The 25,974-nt window shown below is 68.9% G+C and carries 23 protein-coding genes and 1 tRNA gene; 5 read left to right on the forward strand and 19 right to left on the reverse strand.

Annotation, left to right across the window (positions count from 1 at the left end; genetic code table 11):
* Positions 1–126 precede the first annotated feature (126 nt).
* The 10 genes from rho to FDA38_RS40730 form a co-directional block, all read right to left on the reverse strand.
* The gene (gene rho, locus FDA38_RS40685; RefSeq protein ID WP_137259517.1) at positions 127–2,322 is read right to left on the reverse strand and encodes a transcription termination factor Rho; all 2,196 of its coding nucleotides are present in this window, start codon (positions 2,320–2,322) and stop codon (positions 127–129) included.
* Between the two features lie 325 nt (positions 2,323–2,647).
* Positions 2,648–3,628, reverse strand: a complete 981-nt coding sequence (gene thrB, locus FDA38_RS40690) for a homoserine kinase (RefSeq protein ID WP_233715219.1) — start codon at positions 3,626–3,628, stop codon at positions 2,648–2,650.
* Between the two features lie 10 nt (positions 3,629–3,638).
* Positions 3,639–4,703, reverse strand: coding sequence for a threonine synthase (gene thrC, locus FDA38_RS40695; RefSeq protein ID WP_137259518.1), 1,065 nt, complete (start codon positions 4,701–4,703; stop codon positions 3,639–3,641).
* A 4-nt stretch (positions 4,704–4,707) separates the two neighbouring features.
* Positions 4,708–6,003 carry a homoserine dehydrogenase gene (locus FDA38_RS40700; RefSeq protein WP_137259519.1) on the reverse strand — a complete coding sequence of 432 codons (1,296 nt, stop codon included), beginning with the start codon at positions 6,001–6,003 and terminating at the stop codon, positions 4,708–4,710.
* Positions 6,000–7,403 carry a diaminopimelate decarboxylase gene (lysA, locus tag FDA38_RS40705; protein WP_137259520.1) on the reverse strand — a complete coding sequence of 468 codons (1,404 nt, stop codon included), beginning with the start codon at positions 7,401–7,403 and terminating at the stop codon, positions 6,000–6,002. Before lysA ends, FDA38_RS40700 begins: the two co-directional genes overlap by 4 nt.
* Positions 7,400–9,058, reverse strand: a complete 1,659-nt coding sequence (gene argS / locus FDA38_RS40710) for an arginine--tRNA ligase (protein WP_137259521.1) — start codon at positions 9,056–9,058, stop codon at positions 7,400–7,402. The genes lysA and argS overlap by 4 nt, the downstream gene beginning before the upstream one ends.
* 64 nt (positions 9,059–9,122) lie before the next feature.
* Entirely contained in the window at positions 9,123–9,536 is a 414-nt protein-coding gene (locus tag FDA38_RS40715; RefSeq protein ID WP_137259522.1) for a type II toxin-antitoxin system VapC family toxin, read from the reverse strand.
* Positions 9,536–9,778 carry a FitA-like ribbon-helix-helix domain-containing protein gene (locus FDA38_RS40720; protein ID WP_233715220.1) on the reverse strand — a complete coding sequence of 81 codons (243 nt, stop codon included), beginning with the start codon at positions 9,776–9,778 and terminating at the stop codon, positions 9,536–9,538. Before FDA38_RS40720 ends, FDA38_RS40715 begins: the two co-directional genes overlap by 1 nt.
* A 54-nt stretch (positions 9,779–9,832) precedes the next feature.
* On the reverse strand, positions 9,833–10,360 hold the full coding sequence (locus FDA38_RS40725; protein WP_137259523.1) for a hypothetical protein: 528 nt from the start codon (positions 10,358–10,360) through the stop codon (positions 9,833–9,835).
* A gap of 43 nt (positions 10,361–10,403) precedes the next feature.
* Positions 10,404–10,589 (reverse strand): PspC domain-containing protein, encoded by a 186-nt coding sequence (locus FDA38_RS40730; protein ID WP_137259524.1) that lies wholly within the window; start codon positions 10,587–10,589, stop codon positions 10,404–10,406.
* Between the two features lie 180 nt (positions 10,590–10,769).
* Here FDA38_RS40730 and FDA38_RS40735 point away from each other — a divergent pair.
* Positions 10,770–10,841 (forward strand) — tRNA-Arg (locus FDA38_RS40735).
* Positions 10,842–10,973: 132 nt separating this feature from the next.
* Here the strand turns inward: FDA38_RS40735 and FDA38_RS40740 are convergent.
* Genes FDA38_RS40740 through FDA38_RS40755 form a run of 4 tightly spaced genes read right to left on the reverse strand, consistent with a single transcriptional unit; the run spans position 10,974 to position 14,681 of the window.
* Positions 10,974–11,903 carry an SDR family NAD(P)-dependent oxidoreductase gene (locus FDA38_RS40740; RefSeq protein ID WP_137259525.1) on the reverse strand — a complete coding sequence of 310 codons (930 nt, stop codon included), beginning with the start codon at positions 11,901–11,903 and terminating at the stop codon, positions 10,974–10,976.
* The gene (locus FDA38_RS40745) at positions 11,900–12,337 is read right to left on the reverse strand and encodes an SRPBCC family protein (protein ID WP_137259526.1); all 438 of its coding nucleotides are present in this window, start codon (positions 12,335–12,337) and stop codon (positions 11,900–11,902) included. Before FDA38_RS40745 ends, FDA38_RS40740 begins: the two co-directional genes overlap by 4 nt.
* Positions 12,334–13,806 carry an SDR family oxidoreductase gene (locus FDA38_RS40750; protein WP_137259527.1) on the reverse strand — a complete coding sequence of 491 codons (1,473 nt, stop codon included), beginning with the start codon at positions 13,804–13,806 and terminating at the stop codon, positions 12,334–12,336. Before FDA38_RS40750 ends, FDA38_RS40745 begins: the two co-directional genes overlap by 4 nt.
* Entirely contained in the window at positions 13,803–14,681 is an 879-nt protein-coding gene (locus FDA38_RS40755; protein WP_170990032.1) for a MerR family transcriptional regulator, read from the reverse strand. Before FDA38_RS40755 ends, FDA38_RS40750 begins: the two co-directional genes overlap by 4 nt.
* 95 nt (positions 14,682–14,776) lie before the next feature.
* On the opposite strand from FDA38_RS40755, the gene FDA38_RS40760 reads away from it, so the two are divergent.
* A complete protein-coding gene (locus FDA38_RS40760; protein WP_137259529.1) occupies positions 14,777–16,024 on the forward strand; it encodes an NAD(P)/FAD-dependent oxidoreductase in 1,248 nt (415 codons plus the stop codon).
* Complete coding sequence (locus FDA38_RS40765) at positions 16,021–17,937, forward strand: DUF1365 family protein (protein WP_170990033.1); 1,917 nt, start codon at positions 16,021–16,023, stop codon at positions 17,935–17,937. The genes FDA38_RS40760 and FDA38_RS40765 overlap by 4 nt, the downstream gene beginning before the upstream one ends.
* On the opposite strand, the gene FDA38_RS40770 is transcribed toward FDA38_RS40765, so the two are convergent.
* Positions 17,879–18,739 carry an AraC family transcriptional regulator gene (locus FDA38_RS40770; RefSeq protein WP_137259531.1) on the reverse strand — a complete coding sequence of 287 codons (861 nt, stop codon included), beginning with the start codon at positions 18,737–18,739 and terminating at the stop codon, positions 17,879–17,881. The genes FDA38_RS40765 and FDA38_RS40770 overlap by 59 nt on opposite strands.
* A 90-nt stretch (positions 18,740–18,829) precedes the next feature.
* Here FDA38_RS40770 and FDA38_RS40775 point away from each other — a divergent pair, with 90 nt between their 5' ends.
* Positions 18,830–19,846, forward strand: coding sequence for an aldo/keto reductase (locus tag FDA38_RS40775; RefSeq protein WP_137259532.1), 1,017 nt, complete (start codon positions 18,830–18,832; stop codon positions 19,844–19,846).
* Here FDA38_RS40775 and FDA38_RS40780 read toward each other — a convergent pair.
* Positions 19,843–20,376 (reverse strand): helix-turn-helix domain-containing protein, encoded by a 534-nt coding sequence (locus FDA38_RS40780; protein WP_170990034.1) that lies wholly within the window; start codon positions 20,374–20,376, stop codon positions 19,843–19,845. The genes FDA38_RS40775 and FDA38_RS40780 overlap by 4 nt on opposite strands.
* Before the next feature lie 99 nt (positions 20,377–20,475).
* Between FDA38_RS40780 and FDA38_RS40785 the strand changes: the two genes are divergently transcribed.
* Positions 20,476–21,981 carry a serine hydrolase domain-containing protein gene (locus FDA38_RS40785; protein ID WP_137259534.1) on the forward strand — a complete coding sequence of 502 codons (1,506 nt, stop codon included), beginning with the start codon at positions 20,476–20,478 and terminating at the stop codon, positions 21,979–21,981.
* On the opposite strand, the gene FDA38_RS40790 is transcribed toward FDA38_RS40785, so the two are convergent.
* The 3 genes from FDA38_RS40790 to FDA38_RS40800 form a co-directional block, all read right to left on the reverse strand.
* Positions 21,978–22,775 (reverse strand): alpha/beta fold hydrolase, encoded by a 798-nt coding sequence (locus FDA38_RS40790; protein ID WP_137259535.1) that lies wholly within the window; start codon positions 22,773–22,775, stop codon positions 21,978–21,980. The genes FDA38_RS40785 and FDA38_RS40790 overlap by 4 nt on opposite strands.
* A gap of 2 nt (positions 22,776–22,777) precedes the next feature.
* On the reverse strand, positions 22,778–23,029 hold the full coding sequence (locus FDA38_RS40795) for a DUF4242 domain-containing protein (RefSeq protein WP_137259536.1): 252 nt from the start codon (positions 23,027–23,029) through the stop codon (positions 22,778–22,780).
* A gap of 103 nt (positions 23,030–23,132) precedes the next feature.
* The gene (locus FDA38_RS40800) at positions 23,133–25,667 is read right to left on the reverse strand and encodes an ATP-binding protein (RefSeq protein ID WP_170990035.1); all 2,535 of its coding nucleotides are present in this window, start codon (positions 25,665–25,667) and stop codon (positions 23,133–23,135) included.
* Positions 25,668–25,974: the final 307 nt, after the last annotated feature.

Raw genomic sequence — 25,974 nt, forward strand, 5'->3', positions numbered from 1 at the left:
ACAAGTCTCCTAGGAAGTATCAAGCGCCCCGGGTCGTCCACACGGGCGTGAACGTGAACCGGAACCGACGTACCAGTTTGCCATCCGCGGACGGCAAACTGGTAATCGAGGGTCGATCAGCTCTGGTCAGTCGCCGTTGGTCGTGCTGTGCGACGTACCAGTTGACGGGGTGGTCTTGTTGACCTGGAGCAGGAACTCGATGTTCGACTTGCTCTCCTTGAGCTTGCCGATCAGCAGTTCCAGCGCCGCCTGGCCGTCGAGTGCGGACAGCACCCGGCGCAGCTTCCAGACCACCTGGGTCTCGTCCTTCGACATCAGCAGCTCCTCGCGGCGGGTGCCGGAGGCGACGACGTCGATGGCCGGGAAGATCCGCCGGTCGGCGAACTCGCGGCGCAGCCGGAGCTCCATGTTGCCGGTGCCCTTGAACTCCTCGAAGATCACCTCGTCCATCTTCGAGCCGGTCTCGATCAGCGCGGTCGCGAGGATGGTCAGCGAGCCGCCGTCCTCGATGTTGCGGGCCGCACCGAAGAACCGCTTCGGCGGGTACAGCGCGGACGAGTCCACACCACCGGACAGGATCCGGCCGCTGGCGGGTGCCGCGATGTTGTACGCCCGGCCCAGCCGGGTGATCGAGTCGAGCAGTACGACGACGTCGTGGCCGAGCTCGACCAGCCTCTTGGCCCGCTCGATCGCCAGCTCCGCGACCGTGGTGTGGTCGTCGGCCGGCCGGTCGAACGTCGAGGCGATGACCTCGCCCTTGACCGTGCGCTGCATGTCGGTGACCTCTTCGGGCCGCTCGTCCACCAGCACGACCATCAGGTGCACTTCGGGGTTGTTCGTGGTGATCGCGTTCGCGAGCGCCTGCAGCACCATCGTCTTACCGGCCTTCGGCGGCGAGACGATCAGGCCGCGCTGGCCCTTGCCGATCGGGCTGACGATGTCGACGATCCGGGTGGTGAGGATCCCCGGCTCGGTCTCCAGCCGGAGCCGCTCGGTCGCGTACAGCGGGGTGAGCTTGTTGAAGTCCTGCCGTTGCTTGGCGATCTCCGGGTCGGCGCCGTTGACGGTGTCGATCCGGACCAGCGGGTTGAACTTCTCCTTGCGCTCGCCCTCCTGCGGCTGCTTCACCGCACCGGTGATCGCGTCGCCCTTGCGCAGGCCGTAACGCTTCACCATCGAGAGCGCGACGTACACGTCGTTCGGGCCGGGCAGGTAGCCGCTGGTCCGGACGAACGCGTAGTTGTCGAGTACGTCGAGGATGCCCGCGGCCGGGACCAGGACGTCGTCCTCGCTGATCGTCGGCTCGGCGTCGAACCGCTCGCCGCGACCACGGTTGCGGTTGCTGTCGCGGCCGCTGTCACGACCGCCGTCCCGACCGCTGTCGCGGTTGGTGGGCTGCCCGTCGCGGTTGCGCTCACGGTCGCGACCCCGGCGGCGACGACGGCGTCCGTCGCCTTCCTCGCCGCGGTCGTTCTGGTCCTGGCGGTTCCGCTGGTCACCCTGACCGTCGCGGTTCGTGTCCCGGTTCTGGTTGTCGCGGTTGCGGTCCCGGTTGCCGTCGCGGCCGCCATCACGGTTGCCGTCGCGGTTGCCCTGACCATCACGCTGACCGTCACGCTGACCGTCGCGCTGGCCATCACGCTGACCGTCGCGGCTCTGGTTGTCGCGGTTGCGGTCCCGGTTCTGCTCGCGACCCTGGTTGCCGTCGCGGTTGTCCCGGTTGTTGTCGCGGCCACGGTCCCGGTTGCGGGCCTGGCCGTCACCGCGCTCGTCGGCACGGTCGTCCGTGCGATCGTCGGCGCGGTCGTCGCCACGGGTCTCGACCCGCTCGGCGGCGCCGTTCTGGGCGGCGGTGCCGGCGTGCGGCGCAGCGGCCGACGCCTCGGCCGGAGCCGTGGCAGTGGCGGCAGCAGTCACCTCAGGGGCGGCGCCGTTCTGCGCCGGCTCGTCCTTCGGGGTGTCCTTCTGGGCCGCGGCGCGGGTCCGGCGGCTGCCGCCCTCGCGCTTGGCCGGCGCCTCGGCGGTCTTCGCCGCGGGCGCGGACGACTCGGCGACCTCGTCCAGGGTCGGCTGCGTCGCCTTCGCCCGGGAGCCACCGGTCGAGCCGCCCCCGGCGGTGGAACCGCCGGCCTGAGCGGCCTTGATCGCCTCGATCAGCTGGCCCTTGCGCAGTGCGCCGGTGCCCTTGATGCCGAGCGTCCCGGCGAGCTGCTTGAGCTCGGGGAGCAGCATGCCCTCGAGGCCGCCGCCAGCTTTCCGGCGACGCGGCGCGGTGGTCGCCGCGGCGTCTCCTGCGCTGGAGGCTTCTACAGTTTCTGTCACGTGAGGTCCTTCCCACACGGATCGTCGATGCCGATACGGCTCATCGACCAATTTCATTCCACCCACGGCCGCACAACGGGCACGCGGGGTACAAGAGGCTCTCGCTCGATCTGAGTCCCCCCGGACTTCTCCGACGCAGGCGGCGCAAGGTCACATCCACAGGAGGGTCGCCACACAACACAGGGTGCCGGGAGCACAGCCCGGATCGTGACGAGAGTTCACCGATCACCTGGAGGGGATCGGGTGAGTCGAGACTAGCACCACTACGGGTCGTCCGGTTGACTCGGTATGTACAACGCGTGTCAGCGGCTCAGGATTCCCCGGCTCAGCCGGCTTCCATGGACCAGACCTGTACGCCGACTGGTTCAATGCCCAGCTCGTACTTCGTCCAGCCGTCCGGCGGCTCCGGCGTACTCCGGAAGAAGACGCTCTGACCTGCGCTTTTGCTGGCGTGACCGCCGAGTACGGCGACCGTCGGGCCGGCTCCGCTGACGATCGCGGCCAGACCGCTGCCGCGCAGTTTGTGCACCAGCGCGAGGCTCTCGGGCATGGCCGGCTCGCGGTACTCCTGGTGCAGCCGGTCCTCGGTCGCGGTCAGCAGCAGTTCCGGCCGGCCGGTCATCGCGGCGACGAGCAGCGCGGCCTTGCCCGCGTTCGCGGCGGCGTCGGTGTGGGAAACAACGCCTGGCAGCAGACCGCGCGCCTCTTTGGTCAGCACGCGGTTGTCCGGTACATAGGCAACTGCAGCCAACCCGTCCGCCGGTTCCAACCGAACTGCGCGGCCGGTTTCGCCTTCCGTCCAAGCGATCGTGAACCCACCAAGGGCTGCTGCCGCGACGTTGTCCGGATGCCCTTCGAGCTCGTTCGCCAGTACGACGAGACGCTCACGATCGACCGGCTCACCGGCCAGCGCGTACGCCGCTGCGAGCCCGCCGACGATCGCTGCCGACGACGAACCGAGCCCGCGACCGTGCGGGATCCGGTTCTCGCACCGCAACGTGAACCCGGGCACCGATGCACCCAATGCCTCGAGCCCGGCCCGGATCGACCGCACCACAAGATGCGTCTCGTCCAGCGGTACTTCGCCTTCGCCGCACCCGCTCACCTGAACGGTCACCCCGGACGCGCACGGCGTGACGATGAGGTCGTCGTACAGCGTCAGCGCGAGCCCGAACGCGTCGAAGCCCGGCCCGAGGTTGGCACTCGTCGCGGGCACCCGCACCCGGACCTGGTCACACGGTCGCCGGCCGGCCTTCGCCTCCGACCGCTCCGCGGATCCCGTCGCGTCGTCCACCTTGCTCTCCACCGCCCTGACCTCAGGCGAGTCCGGCGACGCGGGCGACGGCGTCGGTGTCGGCCGGGGTGACCGGTGACTCGTCGACGGTCGCGTGATCGAGCGCCGTGTCGATGTCCTTGAGGCCGTGGCCGGTCACCGTGATCACCACGGTCGAGCCGCCCGGCAGCCAGCCCTGGGCCTTCGCGTGCAGCAGACCGGCGACTCCGGCCGCGGAAGCAGGCTCCACGAACACGCCTTCACGTGCGGCGAGCTCACGCTGCGCGCTCAGGATCTGCTCGTCGGTGACGATCTCGATCCGGCCGCCGGACTCGTCCCGCGCAGCCTCGGCCAGCGTCCAGGACGCCGGGTTCCCGACCCGGATCGCGGTGGCCGCGGTCTCCGGCTTCTCCACGATCGCGCCGCGCACGATCGGCGCAGCGCCCTCGGCCTGGAAACCCCACATCTGCGGGGTCTTCGAAGCCAGCTTGTCCTTCGCGTACTCCTGGTAGCCCTTCCAGTAGGCCGCGATGTTGCCCGCGTTGCCGACCGGAAGCAGGTGCAGATCGGGAGCGTCGCCGAGCGCGTCGCACACCTCGAACGCCGCGGTCTTCTGACCTTCCAGGCGGACCGGGTTGACCGAGTTCACCAGGGCGACCGGGTAGTGCTTGCCCAGTTCACGAACGATCCGCAGGCAGTCGTCGAACCCGCCGTCGATCTGCACGAGCTTGGCGCCGTGCACGACCGCCTGGGCGAGCTTGCCCTTGGCGATCCGGCCGGCCGGAATCAGCACCAGCGGGACCATCCCGGCCCGAACGGCGTACGCCGCGGCCGAGGCCGACGTGTTACCGGTCGAGGCGCAGACGACCGCCTTGTCGCCGGCCTGTGCGGCGAGCGAGATCGCCACGGTCATGCCGCGGTCCTTGAACGAGCCGGTCGGATTGTTGCCCTCGACCTTCAGCCAGACCTCGCAGCCGGTCTGCTCGCTCAGCCACTGCGCGGCCACCAGCGGCGTACCGCCCTCGCCGAGCGTGACGACCGGCGTGTCCGCGGACACGGGAAGCCGGTCTCGGTATTCCTCGATCACGCCCTGCCACTGGTGAGCCATAGTTCTACTCGCCTTCCACCCGCATCACACTGCTGACTTCCCGAACGATGTCCATGTCGCGCAAGGCCTCCACGGTCGCGGACAACGCGGCGTCGGTCGCGGTGTGCGTGACCACCACCAGCTCCGCGTCACTGCCCCGGCCTTCCTGGCGGACGGTCTGGATCGACACGTCGTGCTCCGCGAAGGCCTGGGCCACCGCCGCCAGCACACCGGCCTTGTCGGCCACGTCCAGCGACACGTGGTAGCGGGTCATCGCGTCGCCCATCGGCCGCACGGCCCGCTGGGTGTACGACGACTCGCCGACACCCGGCACGCCCTTGAGCCGGTTGCGCGCGGCGGACACCAGATCCCCGAGGACTGCACTGGCCGTCGGGGCGCCGCCGGCACCACGACCATAGAACATCAGCCGCCCGGCTGCCTTGCTTTCCACGAAAACCGCGTTGTACGCGTCCCGAACACTGGCCAACGGATGGGTGACCGGGATCATCGCCGGATACACCCGCGCGCTGACCGAGTCGGTCGTCTCGTCGAGCTCGCAGATCGCCAGCGACTTCACCACGCAGCCCATCTCGCGGGCCGACGCGATATCGGTCGCGCTCACCTCGGTGATGCCCTCGCGGTGTACGTCGGCGATCGACACGCGGGTGTGGAACGCCAGGCTGGCAAGGAGTGCTGCCTTCGCGGCCGCGTCGAATCCCTCGATGTCCGCGGTCGGGTCGGCCTCGGCGTACCCGAGTGCCTGGGCCTCCTCGAGCGCCTCGTCGAAACCGGCGCCGGTCGTGTCCATCTTGTCGAGGATGTAGTTCGTGGTGCCGTTGACGATGCCCATCACCCGGATCACGTCGTCACCGGCGAGCGACTCACGCAGTGGCCGCAGGATCGGGATCGCGCCGGCGACCGCGGCCTCGAAGTACAGGTCGCGCTGGTACTTCTCCGCGGCGGCGAACAGCGTCGGGCCGTCCTCGGCGAGCAGCGCCTTGTTGGCCGTGACGACCGAGGCGCCGTGCTCGAGCGCGGTCAGGATCAGGCTGCGGGCGGGCTCGAGACCGCCGATCACCTCGATCACCAGATCCAGGTCGCCGCGCGACACCAGCGCCTGCGCGTCGGTGGTGATCAGTTCGGGGTCGACCGCGATGTCACGCGCGCGGCCGGGACGACGTACGGCGATGCCGGCGATCTCCAGGCGGGCGCCGACACGGGCCGCGAGATGGTCCGCCTGCTCGGTCAGGATCCGCACCACTTCGGTGCCGACCACTCCGCAACCGAGCAGGCCCACCTTGAGCGGTTTGTTGTCGTTCATTCGGCCCCCATATCAAGGCGCAGCAGGTCGTCTTCGGTCTCACGGCGTACGACGACCCGCGTTCGACCGTCCTTGACCGCGATCACCGGTGGCCGCGGCACGTGGTTGTAGTTGCTCGCCATCGACCGGCAGTACGCGCCCGTCCCCGGCACCGCGATCAGGTCGCCGGGCTGCACGTCGGACGGCAGGAACTCGTCCTTCACGACGATGTCGCCGGCCTCGCAGTGCTTCCCGACCACGCGGGCGAGGGTCGGCTCGGTGTCGGAGTACCGATTGGCGAGCGTGCAGGAGTAGTCGGCGTCGTACAGCGCGGCGCGGATGTTGTCGCTCATGCCGCCATCGACGGACACGTACGTCCGCGCGGCGCCGGCGTCGAGCTCGACCTCCTTGACCGTGCCGACCGAGTACACCGTGCACATCGCCGGGCCGACGATCGCGCGACCGGGCTCGATCGACACCTTGGGCACGTCGACCTCGAACGCGCGGCACTCGTGCTCGACGATCTTGCCCATCTCGGTCGCGAGCTGCGCCGGGTCGGACGGGTCGTCCTGGGTGGTGTACGCGATCCCGAACCCGCCGCCGAGGTCGAGCTCCGGCATGTCGACGCCGAGCTCCTCGGAAACCCTTGCGTGCAAGGCGATCACGCGCTTCGCGGCGACCTCGAAGCCGGACGAGTCGAAGATCTGCGAACCGATGTGCGAGTGCAGCCCGAGCAGCTCGAGCTCCGGCGCTTCGTTGACCCGGGCAACGGCTTCGAAGGCCGCACCGGAGGTGATCGAGAAGCCGAACTTCTGGTCCTCGTGCGCGGTCGCGATGTACTCGTGGGTGTGCGCCTCGACGCCCGCGGTCACCCGGATCATCACCGGCGCGACCACATTGCGCTCCCCCGCCAGCTCGATCAGCCGGGAGATCTCGTACTGCGAGTCGACGATGATCCGCCCGACGCCGACGTCCAGCGCGCGGGCCAGCTCGGACTCGGACTTGTTGTTGCCGTGGAACCCCAGCCGCTTCGGGTCGGCACCGGCCCGGAGCGCGACCGCGAGCTCTCCCCCGCTGCAGATGTCGAGGTTCAGGCCCTCTTCCATCACCCAGCGGACAATCGTCGTACTCAGGAAGGCCTTGCCGGCGTAGTAGACGTCGAAGTCCTTGAAGGCGTGCTTGAACGCGCGCGCCCGGGCCCGGAAGTCGTCCTCGTCCAGCACGTACGCCGGGCTGCCGTGTTCGGCGACCAGGTCGCGCAGGTCGACACCGCCGACCTCGAGCGCGCCTTCACCGTTCTTCTTCGCGGTGTTCGACCACAGCGAAGTGACCAGGTCGTTGGGGTCCCGCGGCGCGCGCAGCCACGGCGGAGCCTTGTGGCCGATGTCGGCGTGCAGCGCGCCCGCCTCGTGCGCCCTCACATCCGCTCCGGTGCGGAGACGCCGAGCAGGTCGAGCCCGTTGGCGATCACGGTCCGGGTCGCGGAGACCAGGGTCAGGCGGGCCTTGTGCACCGGCTCGACCTCCTCGTCGCCGCGCGGCAGGACGCGGCAGCTGTCGTAGAACTTGTGGAACGCCGACGCCGTGTCCTCCAGGTACCGCGCGATCCGGTGCGGCTCGCGCAGCTCGGCAGCGGTGGCGACGATGCGCGGGAACTCGGCCAGCGCGCGGAGCAGGTCGCCCTCGCGCTCGTGGCTGAGCAGGCCCGGGTCGAACTCGTCCAGCTTGATGCCGAGCTCGTCCGCGTTGCGCAGGATCGAGGCCAGCCGGGCATGCGCGTACTGCACGTAGTACACCGGGTTCTCGCTGGCCTGGCGGGTCATCTCCTCGATGTCCAGGGTCAGCGGGGAGTCGGTCGGGTAGCGGCAGAGCGTGTAACGCAGGGCGTCGACGCCGCCCTCCTCGACCAGCTCGGCGAGCGTGACGATCGTGCCGGCCCGCTTGGACAGCTTCATCTCCTCGCCGCCCTTGAGGATCTTCACCAGCTGGCCGATCAGGATCTCGATGTTGTGCTCGGGGTCGTCGCCGGCGCAGGCCGCGATCGCCTTCAGCCGGTTCACGTAGCCGTGGTGGTCGGCGCCGAGCATGTACACACAGGTCTCGAAACCGCGCTCGCGCTTGTTCACGTAGTACGCCGCGTCGGAGGCGAAGTACGTCGGCTCGCCGTTCGAGCGGATCAGCACGCGGTCCTTGTCGTCGCTGAAGTCGGTGGTCCGCATCCACAACGCGTCGTCCGCGTCGTACAGATGGCCCTGCTCGCGGAGCTTCTGGATCGCGTGGCCGACACCGTCCTGCTCGTGCAGGCTGCGCTCGGAGAACCAGACGTCGAACTTGGTCCGGAAGTGCTCGAGCTGGGACTGCTGCTCCTTGAGCTGGCGCTCGTACCCCGCCTCGCGGAACGCGATCTGCTGCTCGTCGTCCGGCAGCTCGGTGATCCCCGGCACCTCGGCGACGATCTGCTTGGCCAGGTCGAGGATGTACTCCCCGTGGTACCCGTCCTCGGGGATCGGCTCGCCGTGCGCCGCGGCCTTCAGGCTGGCGCCGAACTTGTCCATCTGGGCGCCGCGGTCGTTGATGTAGAACTCGCGGGTGACGCTCGCGCCGGCCGCGGACAACACCCGGGCGAGCGCGTCGCCGACGGCGGCCCAGCGGGTGTGGCCGAGGTGCAGCGGGCCGGTCGGGTTGGCCGAGATGAACTCGAGGTTGACCGTGCGGCCCTGGAGGCTGTCGCTCGTCCCGTACTGCGGACCCGCGTCGAGGATCGACTGCGCGATCTTGCCCTGGGCATCGGCGGCGACCCGGAGGTTGATGAACCCCGGCCCGGCGATCTCCACCGCGGTGATCGCGTCGTCGTCCCGGAGCCGGGCGGCGAGCAGCTCGGCGAACTGCCGCGGATTCATCCCGGCCCGCTTGCCGAGCTGCATCGCGACGTTGGTGGCGTAGTCCCCGTGCTCGGGGTTCTTGGGCCGCTCGACCTTCAGCTCGCGCGGCAGCCCACCCTCGACGGTGATGGCACCGTCGTCGGCGAGCGCGGCCAGGGCCTGCAGGATCTTCTCAGCGAGCTGTTCCGGAGTCACCGCCTCAGCCTAATGGCCCACCCCCCAAACCCTTGACTCGCTATCCACAGCCCGGTACGCGGGGTCACTCCCAGGGGTTGACAAGCCGGATCCCCGTCCCGGCGAAGTCCTTGGTGTTCCGCGTCGCCAAGGTCGCATCCACAATCCGGCAGATCGCCGCGATCTTCGCGTCGGCGTCGTCGATCGGCAACCCGGCTTTGAACCGGCCGACGACCACCTGCGGATAAAGCACAGCTGCCACCACGTCGAACGGCAGGACGGTGGCGGAGAACGCGGTGAAGGCCTCGCCCGCGGCCTCCGCCATCCGCGTTTTGCGTCGGCCGTCCGGCATCTGCTCGATCCCCAGCCGGATCTCGGCCACAGTGATTGCGGTCGTGTACATGCCGTATTCCTTGTGCGCCAAGGCCCAGCTCAGAACCGTTTCATCCGGCGTCGCCTTCATCAGCTCTGAAACGACGTTGGTGTCGAACACGATCATCAGTCGAATTCCACGATCCTCGGGGCGCTGTTCCGCGGCGGAATGTCGAGGTCGACGCCGCCGAGCTCGGCGAACCGCTCGTGCAGTGCCATCAGAAGGTTCTTGGGCTCATCTTCGCCGACAGCATCGATGAGGATGGCTCGCACCTCGGCCTCCATCGACCGGCCGTGCCGTGCGGCTCGGACCCGCAGCCGCTGCTTGACGTGATCATCCAGATTTCGCACCGTGATCGCTGCCATCATCGACCACCTCCTCTGCATCCGATGCTAGCAGGAGATGCCGGAAATGATTGCACTTCAGTGACGCACTGTGATGGCGATCTTCGCTTTCGGAGTCAGCGGGGTGTCCCAGGCAGCGGGTTGGCCGTTGACGGTGATCTTCAGGTTCTTGCAGGCGTTGGCGAGGCAGGTGGCGGTGTACTTGAGGCCCCAGAGGGTGAAGAACTGGGCGAGGGTGGGGTGGTCGGAGGTGGTTTTGGATTCGACCCAGACGAGGCCGTCGGTGGTGTGGGTGTGGACGGCGGCCTGTTCGGCGCGGAGTTTGTCGATGCCGATGCCGGCCGGGACCTGGACCGGTTTGCCGTCGACGGTGACTGCAATGGTCACGGTGTACGGCGAGGGGCCGGAGAAGTCGAGCGGGAGGCGTTCGAAGCCTGCCTTGTCGATGTAGGAGACCGCGTCCCGCGGGGCGTCCCAGGGCGGCGCGCTGGTCCGCAGTACGGCGGGCGCCGGTTGCGCGGGGCCGACCTGGCAGCCGCCCACCACGCTGCTCGTGAGCAGCAGGGCGGCCGCCGTTACGGCCGTTCGCCAGCTGCCTGCTCTCATGCAGAGCAGGTTGCCATGCGGCGCGGCGTACGCCGTCGGAGGGTCAGCGCTCCGGCGGCATCAGCACCCACAGCACGATGTAGATCAGGAACTGCGGGCCGGGCAGGAGGCAGCTGACCACGAAGATCAGGCGCATCGTGTTGGACGAGATACCGAACCGGCGAGCGAGTCCGGAACAGACACCGCCGATCCAGCGATCATTTGACGGGCGGACCAGAGAGCTTGCCATGAGTACCGTTTTCCTTTCCACCGTTGAGCCTTTACACCCACTATGACGGTGCCGGTACCCGATCCGATCCCGCCGCACCGGGGTTCCAGGGTCCACTCAGGGGTCCCCCGTACGACGATCGACACGGTCCCCAATTCGGGAAACGGGTGAACTTCCTGCTACTGTTCTGCACGTTCCTGAGCCCCCGTAGCTCAGGGGATAGAGCACCGCCCTCCGGAGGCGGGTGCGCAGGTTCGAATCCTGCCGGGGGCGCGACCGATCTGGCCGATCCTTGTGCGCAGAAAGCGCGCACGTGGGATCGGCCGCCGTGTTTTCCGGGGGTGCAACCCCCGGTCCCCGCCCGGCGGGGCTTCGCCCCCCGGACCCCCTCGGTGGTCGCCTTCGTCAGCCGCTGAGCCCGGCTGCTGTTCGGCAGTAGGACCACATCTTGAGGCGGTCTGCTTCGGTGTCCTGGGTGCGGTTGAGGTAGTGGGTCGGGCGGATGTCTCGGTCGTGCCAGAAGTGGCCGGTGGGTAGGGGGTGGGTTGTTGCTGTTAGCCAGATGGTGGTGTCGGCTCCTTCGGCGGGGGTGCGGAGGAGGGGGCTGGTGAGTTTGGTGAAGAGTGGGAGTGAGCTGGTGAGGCCCGGTGTGGTGGACCAGCCGGGGTGCATGGTGGCTACGAAGGTGGGGGCCAGGTGGGTGGCCAGGAGTGGGGTCAGGGCTACCTGGATGCGTTTGGAACGCGCATAGGCGGTCGCACCTCGGTAGGTGCCGCGCTGGTACTCCGGGTCGTCGGTCGGCAGCTGCTGCGTGTACATGCCTCCGGACGCGACGAGGATCACGCGGCCGTTCAGCAGCAGGGGTTTCAGGAGCTCTGTCAGGAGTAGCGGGCCCAGGACGTGGGTGGCCAGCGTGAGTTCGTGGCCCTGGGGTGACTCGGTGCGCTCGGGTGGCATGACGCCGGCGTTGTGGATCAGGGCGTGGATCGGGTCGGTCAGTCGGCCGGCGTAGCGGCGTACGGCGTCCAGGTCGGAGATGTCGCACTCGTCGACGACGAACGTGGCGCCGGGGACCTCACCACGCAGGTCCGCCACCGCGCCCGCCGCCTTGCCCGCGTCACGCACCACCAGCCGGACGGTCGCCCCCAGCCCGGCTAGGCCGGATGCGGTCGCTTTGCCCAGCCCGCTGCGCGCACCGGTGACAACAACGGTTTTACCTTGCAGAGCGTCCCGTGCAGGGTCGTTGTCCGGCCAACCACGGCTGCGGAACAGGTAGCCGAGTTTGCTGTAGCCAGGGACGACGGTCCGGTCCATGAGCGTGTCCAGCGCGCTCATGCCGCCAACTTCCCCAGTGCGTCGCGCAGACCTTGCTCGGCTTCCTCGCCGAGCCGGTCGAACGGCCTGCGGAAGAAGGGTTCGGCCAAGCGGGCCAGGCCTTTGAGCTGGAACTCCGCGCGATAGATGACCCGGGTGATGTGCGAGTCGATGCGGAAGGACATGGTGTCGTGGGCAACGACCGTACGGTTCTCACCCCGGAGGACGATGCGGTCCGGCCGGATGTACTCCACCACCTCGTAGATCAGCTCCGTCTCCCGACCGGAGAAGCGTGAGGTGTTGCGGTACGTCGTACCGATGCCGCCGTCCCCCTGCATCAACTCGGTCCGGACCGTACCCGGGTCCCACTCCTCCGTGGTGGTGAAATCGGCCAAGTAGTCGAAGACTCGTTCCGGGGTGGCGGCAACGGCTACTTCGCGTTCGATGACGATCATCGGGTCTCCTCGGCTCGTTCGGCGGCGTGCGCGATGTTGCGTTGCATGCCACCGAAGACGACGTCGTGGAACGGCCGGATGGCCGCCCAGTACAGTTCCCCCGGCAGACCCCGTGGATGGAACAGCGCGCGCTGCCGGAACAGCGTGCGCCCGTGCTCGTCGGTCCCCGCGCGCAGCTCGAGCCAGGCCTCACCCGGCAGGCGCATCTCGGCCCGCAGCCGGAGCAGCCGGCCGCGCTCGAGCGTCTCGACCCGCCACCAGTCGAGCGGATCGCCGACCGACAACGTGTCCGGATGCAGCCGGCCGCGCCGCAGTCCGGGCCCGCCGACGATCCGGTCGAGCAGTCCGCGGGTCCACCAGCCGAGGCGCCACGAGTACCAGCCGCGCCGCCCGCCGATGCCCTCGATGACCTTCCACAGCCGCTCCGGTGGCGCGTCGACCGCATAGTCGCGTTCGTCGACGTACAGCGAGCCGCCAGACCAGTCCGGATCGCTCGGCAGCGGATCGCTCGGCGCACCCGGTGTGGAGGCAGAGGCCCATGACGTACTCACGTCGAGGTCCTGCACCTTCTTCAGTGCAAGCGAGACGGCGCGGTCGAACCCGATCCCGCCGCTCCGACGCGGCCCGACGTACCTGTCGATGTCGTGGTCCTTGCAGACCACCTCGTGCACCAGGCTGTCGACCAGTGGCCGTGCGATGCCGGTCGGCACCGGCGTGACCAGACCGACCCAGTGGCTGGACAGTCTCGGCGTCAACAGCGGCACCGTCCGGATCCGGCGCGGACGCAGACCCGCCACGGCGGCGTACCGCTGCATCATCGCGCGGTACGTCAGCACATCCGGCCCGCCGATGTCGAAGCCGCGGTTCACATCGGTCGGCATCCGGGCTGACCCGACGAGATAGTGCAGTACGTCGCGAACCGCGATCGGCTGGATCCGCGTGTCCAGCCAGCGCGGCGTGATCATCACCGGCAACCGCTCCGTCAGGTAGCGCAGCATCTCGAACGACGCAGACCCGGAGCCGATGATCACCGCCGCCTGCAGCACCGTCGTCGGTACGCCGCTCGCGAGCAGGATCTCCCCCACCTCACGACGAGAGCCGAGATGCGGCGACAGCTCCTCGTTGTCCGGGTGCAGACCGCCCAGGTAGACGATCCTCCCGACGCCGGACTCGCGGCAGGCCGCACCGAACGCCAACGCAGTACGCCGGTCACGCTCCTCGAACCGTCGACCGGCCCCCATCGAGTGGATCAGGTAGTACGCGACGTCGACGCAGTCCAGCGCCCTGGTCAGCACGATCGGGTCGGACGCGTCACCCTCGACCACGTCGATCCGGGACCGCCACGGACGCGTGTCGAGCCGCTGCGGGTTCCGGGCCAGGACGCGGACGTCGTACCCGGCCGCAAGCAGTTCCGGCACCAGCCTGCCGCCGATGTAGCCAGTAGCTCCGGTCACGAGGACGCGGGTCATCGGTCTGCCCACTGCTCGGCGGCGGTCACCGGGTCGGAGTCGACGTACTGGGCGCCGACGGCGCCTGCGAGCTCACTGGACGCTCCAGGCCCAGCCAGAGCGACGGACCAGGCCCGCGACAGCCGAGTCAGGTCGGACTGCACTCGCTCGAACCTCTCGGGATCAGAGGACGACAGCATCACCACATCCGGCTGCAGCACCGACGCGGCGTGTTCGATATCGACCATCGGCGAGTCGGAGCCCAGGTAGATCACCCGCCAGCCGGACCGCCGCAGTACCAGTCCGAACGACAGCAGCGCGATGTCGTGGAGCTCACCGGGCGGACAGGCCAGCAATGCCCGCGGGCCCTGGCCCCCACCCCACCCAGGGGCCAGGCCCGCCAGCCGGGACCGGATGAGGTTGCTGGCGAAATGCTCCTGTCCGACAGTCACCTCACCGCGGTCCCACCGGTCACCCAGCTCGTGCAGGTAAGGAATCAGCACGTCCCGGATGACAGCCTCGATGGTCAGCGCTCCGAACAGCTCGTCCAGCACGTGGTGCGCCGCCCGCTCGTCCAGGTCGTCCAGCGCCGATCTGAGACCGGCTGCACCCCCGGCCTCCGCCTTGCGTACGGAGGCCGGGTCGGCAGCCACGGTCGAGCGTTCTGCGAGTACTGCGCGAGCCGCCTCGGCCGCGGACAGCCCCTGCGCGAGGAACGCGCGCATGCGTTGCACACGGCGTACGTCGCTCTCGGAGTACAGCCGGTAACCGCCGGACGACCGCGTCGGCGTCAGCAGCCCGTACCTGGTCTCCCAGGCACGGAGGACGTGCTCACTGACACCGGCGCGTTTGCTCAACGCGCCGATCCGTAGACCGCTCGGCACCGAAGTCTCCACAGGGACACTATACAAACTCTAGACATACCTTTGACGAAGTCAAGCCAATCTGCCTAATCTCTAGACAGACCTTAGACAAACGTGAGGGACCACCGATGCGAGAGACCGTGGCGGTGGTCGGCGCCGGAGTGTCCGGGCTGACCGCCGCATATCTATTGACCCCCAGGTACGACGTGACGCTGTTCGAGGCCGAGCCGCGGCTGGGCGGCCACGCCCACACCCACGACATCACCGACCCCGCCGGCCGTCCGCTCGCGATCGACACCGGCTTCATCGTGCACAACGCCCGCACCTATCCGCTGCTGCGTCGCCTGTTCGCAGAGCTGGGTGTCCTGACTCGGCCGACCGAGATGAGCATGAGTATCAGCGATCCGGCCAGCGGCCTGGAGTTCGCCGGCGGCCGCGGGCTGACCGGAGTCTTCGCCCAGAGCCGCCGCCTGTCGGATCCGCACTTCCTCCGCCTCCTGACCGAGGTACGCCGCTTCCACCGCCGCGCGACCGCCTACATCGAGCGGACCGGCGACGACGACCTCGCGACCTTCGGCGAGTTCCTCGAGGCCGAGCGCTTCAGCCCGGCCTTCATCCGCCTGTACGCCGTCCCGGTCGTCTCCTGCGTCTGGTCCTGCGGCGGTGGCTCGGCGCTGAGCTACCCGGCGCGCTACCTGTTCCGCTTCCTCGACCACCACGGCATGCTCTCGGTCAGCGGCTCGCCGGAATGGCTGACCGTCACCGGCGGCTCCCGGCAGTACGTCGATGCGCTCGCCGCCCGGCTGGACGCAGTACGGACGGCTCTCCCGGTCCGGACCGTCAACCGCCATCCCGACGGCGTCGCCTTGACCGTTGCCGACGGCAACACAATGGACTTCGACCGGGTCGTGCTGGCGACGCATGCGGACCAAGCGCTCGACCTGCTCACGGATGCGACGCCGGCGGAGAAGTCCGTGCTCGGGCAGTTCGAGTACAGCCGCAACGAGACCGTCCTGCACACCGACTCGTCGTTGCTTCCGACAACGAAGAACGCCCGTGCCAGCTGGAACTACGTCGTCCGCGGCGACGCACCGCTCACGACGTACTGGATGAACCGGCTGCAGGGCCTCGAGACCGACGAGACCTATCTCGTCACGCTGAACGGTGCCGAGGCAGTCGATCCGGCGAAGGTGATCGCGCGGATGGAGTACGAGCACCCGATCTACACCCCGAAGGCGGTGGCCGCGCAGAGCAAGCTGGCGGCGCTGAACACCGGCCGGATCGCGTTCGCGGGGGCGTATCACGGCTGGGGCTTCCATGAGGACGGCTGTCGCGCCGGGGTCGCGGCGGCGGAGTCCTTCGGGGTGCGCTGGTGACGATCGTCGGTGAGATCCCCACCCTCCCGGCGGTCGTCACCGGCTTCGTCCGGCACGCGCGGTCGATCCCGATCCGGCACGCGTTCCGGCACCGGGTCTACCAGTGGCTCGTCGACCTCGATGATCTGCCGCGACTGCCCTGGTACCTGCGGCCGCTCGGCGGGTTCGACGTACGCGATCATCTGGGCGGCGACGGTCCGACGATCAAAGCCGGGGTACGCCGCTACCTGGCCGAGCAGGGCATCGAGTACGACGGCCGGATCGTGATGCTGGCCAACGCCCGCGTGCTCGGCCATGTCTTCGACCCGATCACCGTGTTCTGGTGCGTCGACAGCCCGTACGTCGTCGCCGAGGTGCACAACACGTACGGCGAGCGGCACGCCTACCTGCTCACACCGGACGCGGAAGGCACTGCCGAGACCGCGAAGAAGTTCTACGTCTCGCCGTTCAACGACGTGTCGGGCGACTACCAGCTCCGGTTCGAGCTCGATCGCAGCCGGGTGCGGGTCCAGGTCAGTCTGTCCCGCGGCCACCACAGGGTGTTCGGAGCGAGCTTCGATGGCGTACCGCGACCGGCTACCCGCCGAGCGGTGCTCGCAGCCGCCGTACGGATGCCACTGATGCCGCAGCGGGTGTCGGCGCTGATCCGGATGCACGGGGTGTGGCTGTGGGCCCGGCGCCTCCCCGTCCTCAAGCGGTCTCCGACTCTGCGTGGGCGAGTCGCGCGGTTGATCGTCAGCCGAGTGCTCAACCGGGTGCCAGTACGCACGGTCTTCCCGGACGGAACCGTCAGGGGTCAGGGAGAGCCCGTTCTGCGGATCGTCCGGCCGGACTCGCTCTACGAACGGCTCGCGCAGAACCCCAAGATCGGGCTGGGCGAGGCCTACACCGCCGGCGACTGGGAGCCAGGCGAAGAGACCGACCTCGGCGAGCTGCTGACTCCGTTCGCCGAGCGCCTCACCAAGCTGGTCCCCCGTCCGTTGGTCCGCTTCCGAACTCTGGTCGACCAGCGCGTCCCCGACCGGTTGCGCAACACCCCAGACGGTGCCCGCAGCAACATCAGTGCGCACTACGACCTCAGCAACGCCTTGTTCGCGGCCTTCCTGGACCCAGGGATGTCCTACAGCTCGGCCATGTTCGAGAGCCCCGATGACTTACTGGAGGACGCACAGACCCGTAAGATCGAGCACATCCTCGACCTGGCCGGGGTACGGCGTGGCAGTCGCGTGCTCGAGATCGGTATCGGTTGGGGCACGCTCGCCATCGCCGCCGCACGTCGCGGCGCCCGCGTCACCGGCATCACGTTGTCGAGAGAGCAGCTGACGCTCGCCCGCGAACGCGTCGCCGACGCCGGGCTGAGTGATCGCGTCGACCTGCGGCTGCAGGACTACCGCGCGGTGACCGGCTCGTACGACGCGATCGTCAGCGTGGAGATGATCGAGGCCGTCGGCGAGGAGTTCTGGCCCGAGTACTTCGGCACCCTCGACCGGCTGCTGGCGCCCGGCGGATCAGTTGCACTGCAGGCGATTCTGATGGACCACAACCGGATGCTCGCGACCCGGAACTCGTACAGCTGGATCCAGAAGTACATCTTCCCGGGCGGTCTGATCCCGTCCCGGACCGCGATCGACGAGACGCTGGCGCACCACACCGCCCTGGCGGTGCAGGCCGATCTTCGCTTCGGTCCGGACTACGCCGAGACCCTGCGCCGCTGGCGACGGCAGTTCATCGCGAACTGGCCGGCCGTCCGCGCGCAGGGGTTCGACGAGACCTTCCGGCGTACCTGGGAGTTCTACCTCGCGTACAGCGAAGCCGGCTTCGCGTCCGGCTATCTCGACGTCGGCCAGCTGCTGCTCAGGCGGTCCGATCCTCGCCCGGAGTCCGGCCGAACGCCTGCTGGTAGGTCCGCGTGAAGTGGGCCGCGCTGGTGTAACCGACCCGGAAGCCGACTTCGGCCGCGGTGAGGGACTGGGTGCGAAGCAGGATCCTGGCCTCCTGCAGACGGATCTGTTTCTGGAACTGGATCGGTGTCATCGAGCTCGCCGCCAGGAAGTGGCGGTGGAAGGTCGATGCGCTCATGCCGGCCAGGTCGGCCAGGTCTGCGACCAGGAGTGGCTCGTGGTGGTGATTGCGGATCCAGCTGATCGCTCGCGAGATGTGCGCGAGCATGCCGTCGGCCAGACCGATCTGCCGGACCAGTCCGCCCTGTTCACCGGTCAGCAGCCGCCAGAGAATCTCCCGCCGGATCCCGGGCGCAAGCACGCGTACGTCGTCGGGACGGTCCGCGATCCGCAACAGCCGTACGACGGGATCGAGCAAGTCAGGTGTCGCGTCGCTCACCACTAGACCGGCGTACTGCGGCTTCCGTTCCGGGGCGTCGAGCAGCAGCGGCGCGATCTCGACCGGGTCGAGTCGCAGGCTGACCACGGCGAACGGTTCGTCCGCGCTGGCCTTCAACGCCCGGCCGACCACTGGTAGATCCAGCGAGGTGACGAGGAACTGGCCGACGCCGTACTCGTAGGGGACGCCGTTGAGCAGCGTCAGTTTGACGCCTGAGGCAACGATCGCGACCGACGGCTGTGCGATGCCCGCGGTCAGCTCGGTCGGTTCGTCGCGCCGGCTGATCTGCACCCCGTCGATCAGCTGCACGCTGGTCCCACGTTGGCCGACCGCGTGCCGAATGATCAGGGTCCGGAGTTCGTCGAGCAGGTCCACCTCTCCAGTGGAGCGACTTCGGCAGGATCGCGCAAGCCGGCGCCAGGATGAGGCTCACGCCCGGACGTCGCGCGGTGCTCTGATGGAGGCATGAATCGCAGAATCCTCGGCGCCACCGGTACTTCCGTCAGCGACCTCGCCCTCGGCGCGATGATGTTCGGCGCGATGGGCAACCCCGACCACGAGGACTCGGTCCGGATCATCCACCGCGCCCTCGACGCCGGTATCAACCTGATCGACACCGCCGACGTCTACTCCGGCGGCGAGTCCGAGGAGATCGTCGGTACGGCGATCCGCGGCCGGCGCGACGACGTCGTACTGGCGAGCAAGTTCGGCCTGCCGATGGGCGCGGATCCGAACCAGCGCGGCGCCTCCCGCCGCTGGATCAGGCAAGCGGTCGAGAACAGCCTGCGCCGGCTCCGCACCGATCACCTCGACCTGTACCAACTGCACCGTCCGGATCACGACACCGATCCGAGTGAGACGTTGGCGGCGCTGACCGAGCTGGTCCAGGCGGGGAAGATCCTCGCCTTCGGTTCGTCGATGTTCCCGGCCGAGACCATCGTCGAGGCGCAGTGGACGGCGGAGCGTCGCGGCACCCACCGGTTCGTCACCGAGCAGACCATGTACTCGATCCTGACCCGCCGGCCGGAGGCGTCGGTGTTCCCAGTGGCTCAGCGGCACAATCTCGGCGTACTGACCTTCGGGCCGCTCAACGGCGGCTGGCTCTCCGGCCGGGCGAACCAGGCGTCGTCGCACCGGGCGACGACGCGGCCGTCCAGCTACGACCCGAGTACGCCGACCGGTCAGGCGAAGACCGCGGCTGTCACCAAGCTCGCCGCGCTCGCCGCCGAGGTCGGGGTGACGCTCCCCCAGCTCGCGATCGCGTTCGTCCGGGCGCACCCGGCCGTCACCTCCGTCCTGATCGGCCCACGTACGCAGGACCATCTCGACAGCCTGCTCCCGGCCGCCGAGCTCGAGCTGACCGGCGACGTCCTCGACCAGATCGACGAGATCGTTGCACCAGGCACCGAACTCGACCCGGCCGACAACTACGCCGCCACCCCGCCCGCGATCGAGCACGCCCGCCTCCGACGCCGCTCCTAGACGTCGGGCAGCGCGACCAGCGACAGCACAACCCGATCCTTGCCGGGCGCCTCCTGCAGATGCGGCTCGAGGACGGCGTTGATGCCCTCGCGGATCACGTCCAGGTCCGCGGCGTCGACGTACACAGCGAGTTGGCTGTAGCCGAGCTGCGGCAGGCGGGTCTCCAGGTCGCCGCGCTCGACGGCGCGGTCGAAGTCCGCGGCCAGGCCGGTGAGCATCATCAGGAACGCCTGGCGGTGCTGCTCCGGCGTCATCGCGCGCGCCTCGCGTTCGTCGATCCGGCCGACCTTGGTCTGGTCCAGGCTGAGCGTGCGTTCCGTCGTACCGCGGACCTTCCGCTCGCGGACCACGGTCAGGAACCCGGCGTCGATCAGTACGGCGACGTGGCGGTACAGCGACGTACTCGGTACGTCGGGGAGGTCGCGCTTGAGGTCGGTCGTGGTCAGCTCGCGGCCGAGCACGCGCTGGACGATCCGCCAGCGGATCGGGTGCAGGAGCAGGTCCGACACCGGAGTGGATGACTCGTCCATCAGGGTCGCTCCAGGGTTCTCACGGGTCTCCATTGGTCCCAAGTTTGGTAATAATAGCGTGAACGGAAGCATTTCCCCGTCGCCCAAGGAGAACGTGCTGTGTCGCTCACCCGTCGTACCGTGCTCAAGTCCGCCGCTGCCGCCGTGCCGGTCGCCGCGCTCTCTTCTCTGCCCGCATCAGCCACCGCCACTCGTGAACCGGTCGCGATCGGGCGGCTGGCCGACAAGATCGAGGCGGGGATGGCGAAGTACGCGATCCCCGGTGCCGGTCTCGGCGTCTGGTACCGCGGTCGCGAGTACGTCCGCGGCTTCGGGGTCACCAGCGTCGACACCAACGAGCCGGTGTCCGGCGACACCGTGTTCCGGATCGGCTCGACCACCAAGACGTTCACCGCGACCGCGATCATGCGGCTCGTCGAGCGCGGCCGGGTCAGTCTCGATCGGCCTGTGCGCGCGTACCTGCCCGATTTCCAGACGGCCGACCCGTCCGTTGCCGCGCGGGTCACCGTGCGCCAGCTGCTCAACCACACTGCCGGCTGGCAGGGCGACTACCTCCAGGACTTCGGCGAGGGCGAGGACGCGCTGGCGAAGTACGTCGCCGGTATGGCGAAGGTCCCGCAGCTGACCCCGCTCGGCAAGGTGTTCGCGTACAACAACGCCTCGCTCGGAGTGGCCGGCCGGATCATCGAGGTGGTGACCGGCCAGCCGTACGAGATCGCCGCGCGCGAGCTGGTGGTGGATCCGCTCGGTCTCGACCACAGCCGCTTCTTCCGGAGTGAGCTGGGCGGATTCAGCGTCGCCGCCTCGCACAACATCGTCGACGGCAAGGCGGTGGTGGAGCCGGCGTTCGATGCGATTCCGCGCAGCCTGCAGTCGATCGGTGGGCTCATCTCGAGCGCCCGCGACCAGCTGCGGTACGCGCGGTACCACCTCGGGCACCGCGGTCTCCCCCACCTGCTCAGCGACCGCAGCCGATTGGCGATGCAGTCTCACCCAGGTCCGGGCGGCACGCTGTTCGTCGAGCTGAACGGTGTGGGTGTCAGCTGGATGCTGCGTCCGACTGCACAGGGTCCGACGATCGTGCAGCACGGCGGCGACTGGTCCGGTCAGCACTCGGGCTTCCTGTTCGTACCGCAGCGGGACTTCGCCATCACGCTGCTGACGAACTCCGAGAGCGGTCCGTTGCTGGTGGCCGAGTTGTTCGCGGACGATTGGGCGCTGCAGGAGTTCGCCGGCGTGAACAACCGTCCCGCCGTACCGCGTGAGCTGCCGCCGCGCCGGCTTGCGGAGTACGAAGGAACGTACGTCTCACAGCAGATCGGTCTCGACGGCAAGCCGGAGGACCTGGCCCTCGACGTGACCGCTGACAACGGCTCATTGGTCGCAGGGGCGGGTGGGCAGGCCTTGCTGCGTCTCGCCTTCTACCGCAACGACTACGTGCTCGCTCTCAACCCGGACGGTACGCAGACCCACACCCGCGCCAACTTCGTCCGCGGCTCGGCCGGCCAAGTGGAGTGGTTCAGGTACGGCGGACGCCTGTTCCGTCACCACCCCACTGGGACCGTGCAGGCCACGGCCCGCGCAGCCAACCTCCGCCTGCTCTAGACCACCGTCGGGACCCGGCGTGCCGTGGCCATGATCAGGTTGGCCACGGCGCTCGGGTCGTCGCTCATCGGCACATGGCCGCAACCGGGCAACAGCTCGAGCCGAGCGCCGAGCGGGAGTTGCTCGACGTGGCGTGAGCGACGTCGGAGCAGGAGATCCCGCGTGCCGAAGGCAACCGTGATCGGCACCTCCGGCCCCGGCTGGGCCAGGTAGTGCCGGTTGCGGCTGGCCTCGAGTGTCGCGTCGAATCCGGGACCGGACGCCATGTCCCACACCATCTCCCGGGCCAGCTCAGGACTCATCCGGAACGGCCGGCCGATGACCTGGCGCATCACGAGCGCACGGCCGACCTTGTGGTTCACCAGCCGCGACACAGGCTCCGCCCAGTGGTACGCGAGCCACCTCGTCGCCCGCAGGCTGAGCCGGTTGTACGTCGGCGTACCCCACGGCCACAGGCCGGCCGGGGAGATCAGCACGAGCGAGGCGGTCGGCCGGACCTCGGCCAACTCGAGCGCGACCCACCCGCCGAGCGAGTTCCCGACGACGGCCGGCGCAATGATGCCGAGGGCATCGAGAAAGCCGGCGACCTTATCCGCGATCGCGGCCGGATGCGGTTCCACCCCTGGGTCCAGCGGCGGCGACTCCCCGAAGCCGGGAAGGTCGACGGCGATGACGTCGAGGTGTTCGGCCAGTACGTCGATCACGGGAGACCACACCCGGCGCGACGACCCGATGCCGTGCAACAGCACCAGCGGCGGTCCGGTTCCGGTTCGCTGGAAAGCAAGTCCGGTCATCGTCAGGCACCTTCCTGGACCTGGAAGATCTCGTCCGCGACCAGACCGTGCGCTTCCCGGTGCACCGACGACGCCGCCTCGGCCGACGGCGCCTCGACCAGGCAGAACACCTTGCCGTGCGGCTCGTTCACCCAGTACCGCAGGTAACTCACCTCGTACCCGGCCTCGGTCTGCAGATCGGCGGCGTGCGCCTTGGCGACGTCCTCGGCCGAGACACCGTCGGTGATGTGGTGGATGTCCATGTACAGCGGCATGATTCGCTCTCTTCCGTTCGTTGGTTCGTTTCCGCAACGAACGTAGGGCGACGCCTGTGGTCGAGAGATCGGTAGTGACTGCCCAGGTTCTGCAGGTCGCGACCTAGTTTTCGAGCAGGCCGCGCCGGCGCGCCTCGGCTTCGACCAGCGTTCGCGATCCGACGCCGAGCTTGGCGAGGACGGCTGCGACATGGTGCTCGACGGTGCGCGGGGAGATCACCAGCTGCGCGGAGATGGTCGCGTTCGACTGGCCGGCCGCGACCATCGTCATCACCTCGCGCTCGCGGCGGGTCATGCCGGCTGCGTCGGAGCGGGTGGACTGATGGGCGCCGGAAGGGATGCCGCGCAGGCCGAGCCGGCGCATCCGTCGACGGGTCAGCATCGCGGCGGCGGACGCCCCGCCGGTGTCGAAGCGGCTCAGGGCTTCCCGCATCCCTTGCTCTGAGCCGGAATCGAGGAGGGCCAGCGCCGCGTCGTACGAGCTGCCGATGCCGTCCCAGAGTTCGGCGGCTCTTTCGAAGTCCCCGCTGATCGAGCATGCGTGGGGCTCCGGGAGCCTGGTCGGCGTGACGGTGACGTCGAGACGCGCCTGCCAGGTCGCGAGCTGGCCCTGGATCCAGCCGTGTGCGCGGTCGATGTGGGTACTTCCGACGGCGATGTCCTGCAGCGCCTTGTCAGGATTGCCTGCCAGCCAGTGCGCCTCGGCCCGCGCGCAGCGGGTCAGGCCGATGAGGTCCGGGCGTCCGGTCGCGTCGGCGCTGGTCACCGCTTCGTCCAGGTACGGCCACGGGTCGCCGTCGCCGCGTCGGGCCAGGATCCGGCCGAGCACGATCGCGGCGGAGAGCCGGTTGAGCGGCGATGCGCCGCTGGCGAGAACCTCGCGGCACACGTCGACGGCCTCGTCCCATCGGCCGACTCCGAGCAGAATCTCGCCCAAGGTTGCGCGCAGCGAGAGCCCGAGCCGGATCATGCCGGTCTCCTCGCAGAAGGCGGCTCCCTGCGCGTAGTACGACTCCGCTTCGGCGTAGCGGCCGAAGTCGCAGAGCGCCGTACACAGGTTTGCGTAGGCACGGGCGGTCTGCTCGCGTGCTCCCTGCCCGATCGCGATCTGCAGTGCGCTGGTCATCAAGGGCATCCACTCCGCGCCGGACATCCACGCGACCACGGCTGCGGTGTTCGCGACTTCGCTGCGGAGGTCCGGGAGGTCTCCCGCCTGGCGGAGCAATGCCGTGGCTTCCTCGATCTCGCCGTAGTGACTCTTCAGCTGCGCGAGATGTGCGTAGGCACGCTCAGGCGTCGTACCAACTTCTACAGCCGCGACAGCGAGCTCCGTCGATTCCGGTCCCCGGCACAGGCGCCACATGGTCGCGGACAGCGCACGCATCGCATCGCTCTGCCGGGGTGGATCGGCGACCGCGGTCCAGAGCTCCAGCGCCCGCTGGCCGGCGTCGAGTGCGAGCTCCCAGCGTTCGACCACCGATGCCTCGGTCGCCAGGCGGGAGTACAAGTCGGCTGCCGTTCGCGGCTCGACCTGGTCGGCGAAACGCAACGCTGCCCGGAAGTGCTCGACGGCTTCTCGGTGTGCGCCCAGCTCAGCCGCCCTCTCCCCCGCTGCCGGCGCATAACGCAGTACGGCGTCCCGGTCCCCCGCACCGTCTGCGTGAGAGGCCAGCACGGCCTCGTCGGCGCCTGCGCGCTCCAAAGCGGCGAGGAGCAGCGCGTGGATTGCTGCCTTGCGATACACCGGGATCTCGCTCTCGACGGCCCGCCGGTTGAGCTCGTGACGGAACCGCAGCGAGCGCGATTCGCTGACCAGCGCACCGGCGACGACGAGCTCATCGAGATCGCGAACCGGCGTGTCCAACGACTCGAGCAGACCCACATCGACGCGGTATCCAGCAACGGCCACCACATCGAGCACAGCCCGCGCGGACTCGCTCAGCCGCGCGACCCGAGCCAGTACGGCGTCCCGCGCGGAGGCGGGCAACTCGCTCGCGGACTGCACGATCTCCTGGACGAAGAACGCGTTCCCGCCGCTCAGCCGGTAGACGTCCTCGGCCGCAAGCCCGGAGCCGGCGGCAAGCGTCGCGACCGCTCCCGCCGACAATGCGGGCACGGTCACCCGACGCGTCGCGCGTTCGGCGGCGAGTCCGCCCAGGGCGATACGCAACGCCTCGTCGGACCGGATCGCGTCGTCGCGAAAGGTGACGAGCAGCAACGATCGCGTCGTACGGATGCGTCGGCCGAGGAACCGCACCAGGTCGAGCGTGGATTCGTCCGCCCAGTGCAGATCCTCGATCGCGACGACGACCGGCGTACCCGGAGCGGACAGACGACGCAGCAGTACGGCGAACAGCTCGTCCCGCCCCGCGTCCCGGTTGCACGCCTCGAGCAGTTCGCCGCCCAACTGCTCGGCGATCTCGAACAACGGGCCGAGCGGCCGTGGAGTGATCAGTCCGTCACAGGTCCCGCCGACCCAGCTGACCTCGTCCAGGTTCTCCCGAAGCTGCTCCAGCAAGGCGGTCTTCCCGGCGCCGGCCTCGCCCGAGATCAATACCACCCGTCCCTCACCGGCCCGGGCCTGTGCCGCGTACTGCGACAACGCCTCCAGAGCGCTGTCGCGCTCGAGCAAGAGCATGAGGCCAGTGTGGGACCGGTTCAGACCACCGTAAACAGCCTGCCCGGGAATGGGTGATGCCCTGCGAAAGGTAGGTGGATCGCCCGCCGAGATAGGCATCGGATGCCGATTCGCACCGCTGTGCCTCTGCCTGACGCTCATTCGAAGGGGCGGTCGTCGCTCCAGTCAGTTACGGAGGAACTCATGCATCCCTACATCGGCAAGGCACTGGCCGAAGCCCATCAGAACGAGCTGCTGCGCCAGGCCGAGCAGCATCGTCTCGTCCGTTCGGCGCGGTCCGGTCGGCGGTCCTGGCTCAGTCGACGGC

Origin of the sequence: Kribbella jiaozuonensis (assembly GCF_005233875.1) — a bacterium.
GTDB lineage: Bacteria > Actinomycetota > Actinomycetes > Propionibacteriales > Kribbellaceae > Kribbella > Kribbella jiaozuonensis.

Excerpts from the sequence above, each read along its gene's own strand:
- thrC (WP_137259518.1), bottom strand. The coding sequence starts at position 4,703 with ATGGCTCACCAGTGGCAGGGCGTGATCGAGGAATACCGAGACCGGCTT.
- FDA38_RS40700 (WP_137259519.1), bottom strand. The coding sequence starts at position 6,003 with ATGAACGACAACAAACCGCTCAAGGTGGGCCTGCTCGGTTGCGGAGTG.
- FDA38_RS40715 (WP_137259522.1), bottom strand. The coding sequence starts at position 9,536 with ATGATCGTGTTCGACACCAACGTCGTTTCAGAGCTGATGAAGGCGACG.
- FDA38_RS40720 (WP_233715220.1), bottom strand. The coding sequence starts at position 9,778 with ATGATGGCAGCGATCACGGTGCGAAATCTGGATGATCACGTCAAGCAG.
- FDA38_RS40725 (WP_137259523.1), bottom strand. The coding sequence starts at position 10,360 with ATGAGAGCAGGCAGCTGGCGAACGGCCGTAACGGCGGCCGCCCTGCTG.
- FDA38_RS40730 (WP_137259524.1), bottom strand. The coding sequence starts at position 10,589 with ATGGCAAGCTCTCTGGTCCGCCCGTCAAATGATCGCTGGATCGGCGGT.
- FDA38_RS40740 (WP_137259525.1), bottom strand. The coding sequence starts at position 11,903 with ATGAGCGCGCTGGACACGCTCATGGACCGGACCGTCGTCCCTGGCTAC.
- FDA38_RS40745 (WP_137259526.1), bottom strand. The coding sequence starts at position 12,337 with ATGATCGTCATCGAACGCGAAGTAGCCGTTGCCGCCACCCCGGAACGA.
- FDA38_RS40750 (WP_137259527.1), bottom strand. The coding sequence starts at position 13,806 with ATGACCCGCGTCCTCGTGACCGGAGCTACTGGCTACATCGGCGGCAGG.
- FDA38_RS40760 (WP_137259529.1), top strand. The coding sequence starts at position 14,777 with ATGCGAGAGACCGTGGCGGTGGTCGGCGCCGGAGTGTCCGGGCTGACC.
- FDA38_RS40775 (WP_137259532.1), top strand. The coding sequence starts at position 18,830 with ATGAATCGCAGAATCCTCGGCGCCACCGGTACTTCCGTCAGCGACCTC.
- FDA38_RS40780 (WP_170990034.1), bottom strand. The coding sequence starts at position 20,376 with ATGGACGAGTCATCCACTCCGGTGTCGGACCTGCTCCTGCACCCGATC.
- FDA38_RS40790 (WP_137259535.1), bottom strand. The coding sequence starts at position 22,775 with ATGACCGGACTTGCTTTCCAGCGAACCGGAACCGGACCGCCGCTGGTG.
- FDA38_RS40795 (WP_137259536.1), bottom strand. The coding sequence starts at position 23,029 with ATGCCGCTGTACATGGACATCCACCACATCACCGACGGTGTCTCGGCC.
- FDA38_RS40800 (WP_170990035.1), bottom strand. The coding sequence starts at position 25,667 with ATGCTCTTGCTCGAGCGCGACAGCGCTCTGGAGGCGTTGTCGCAGTAC.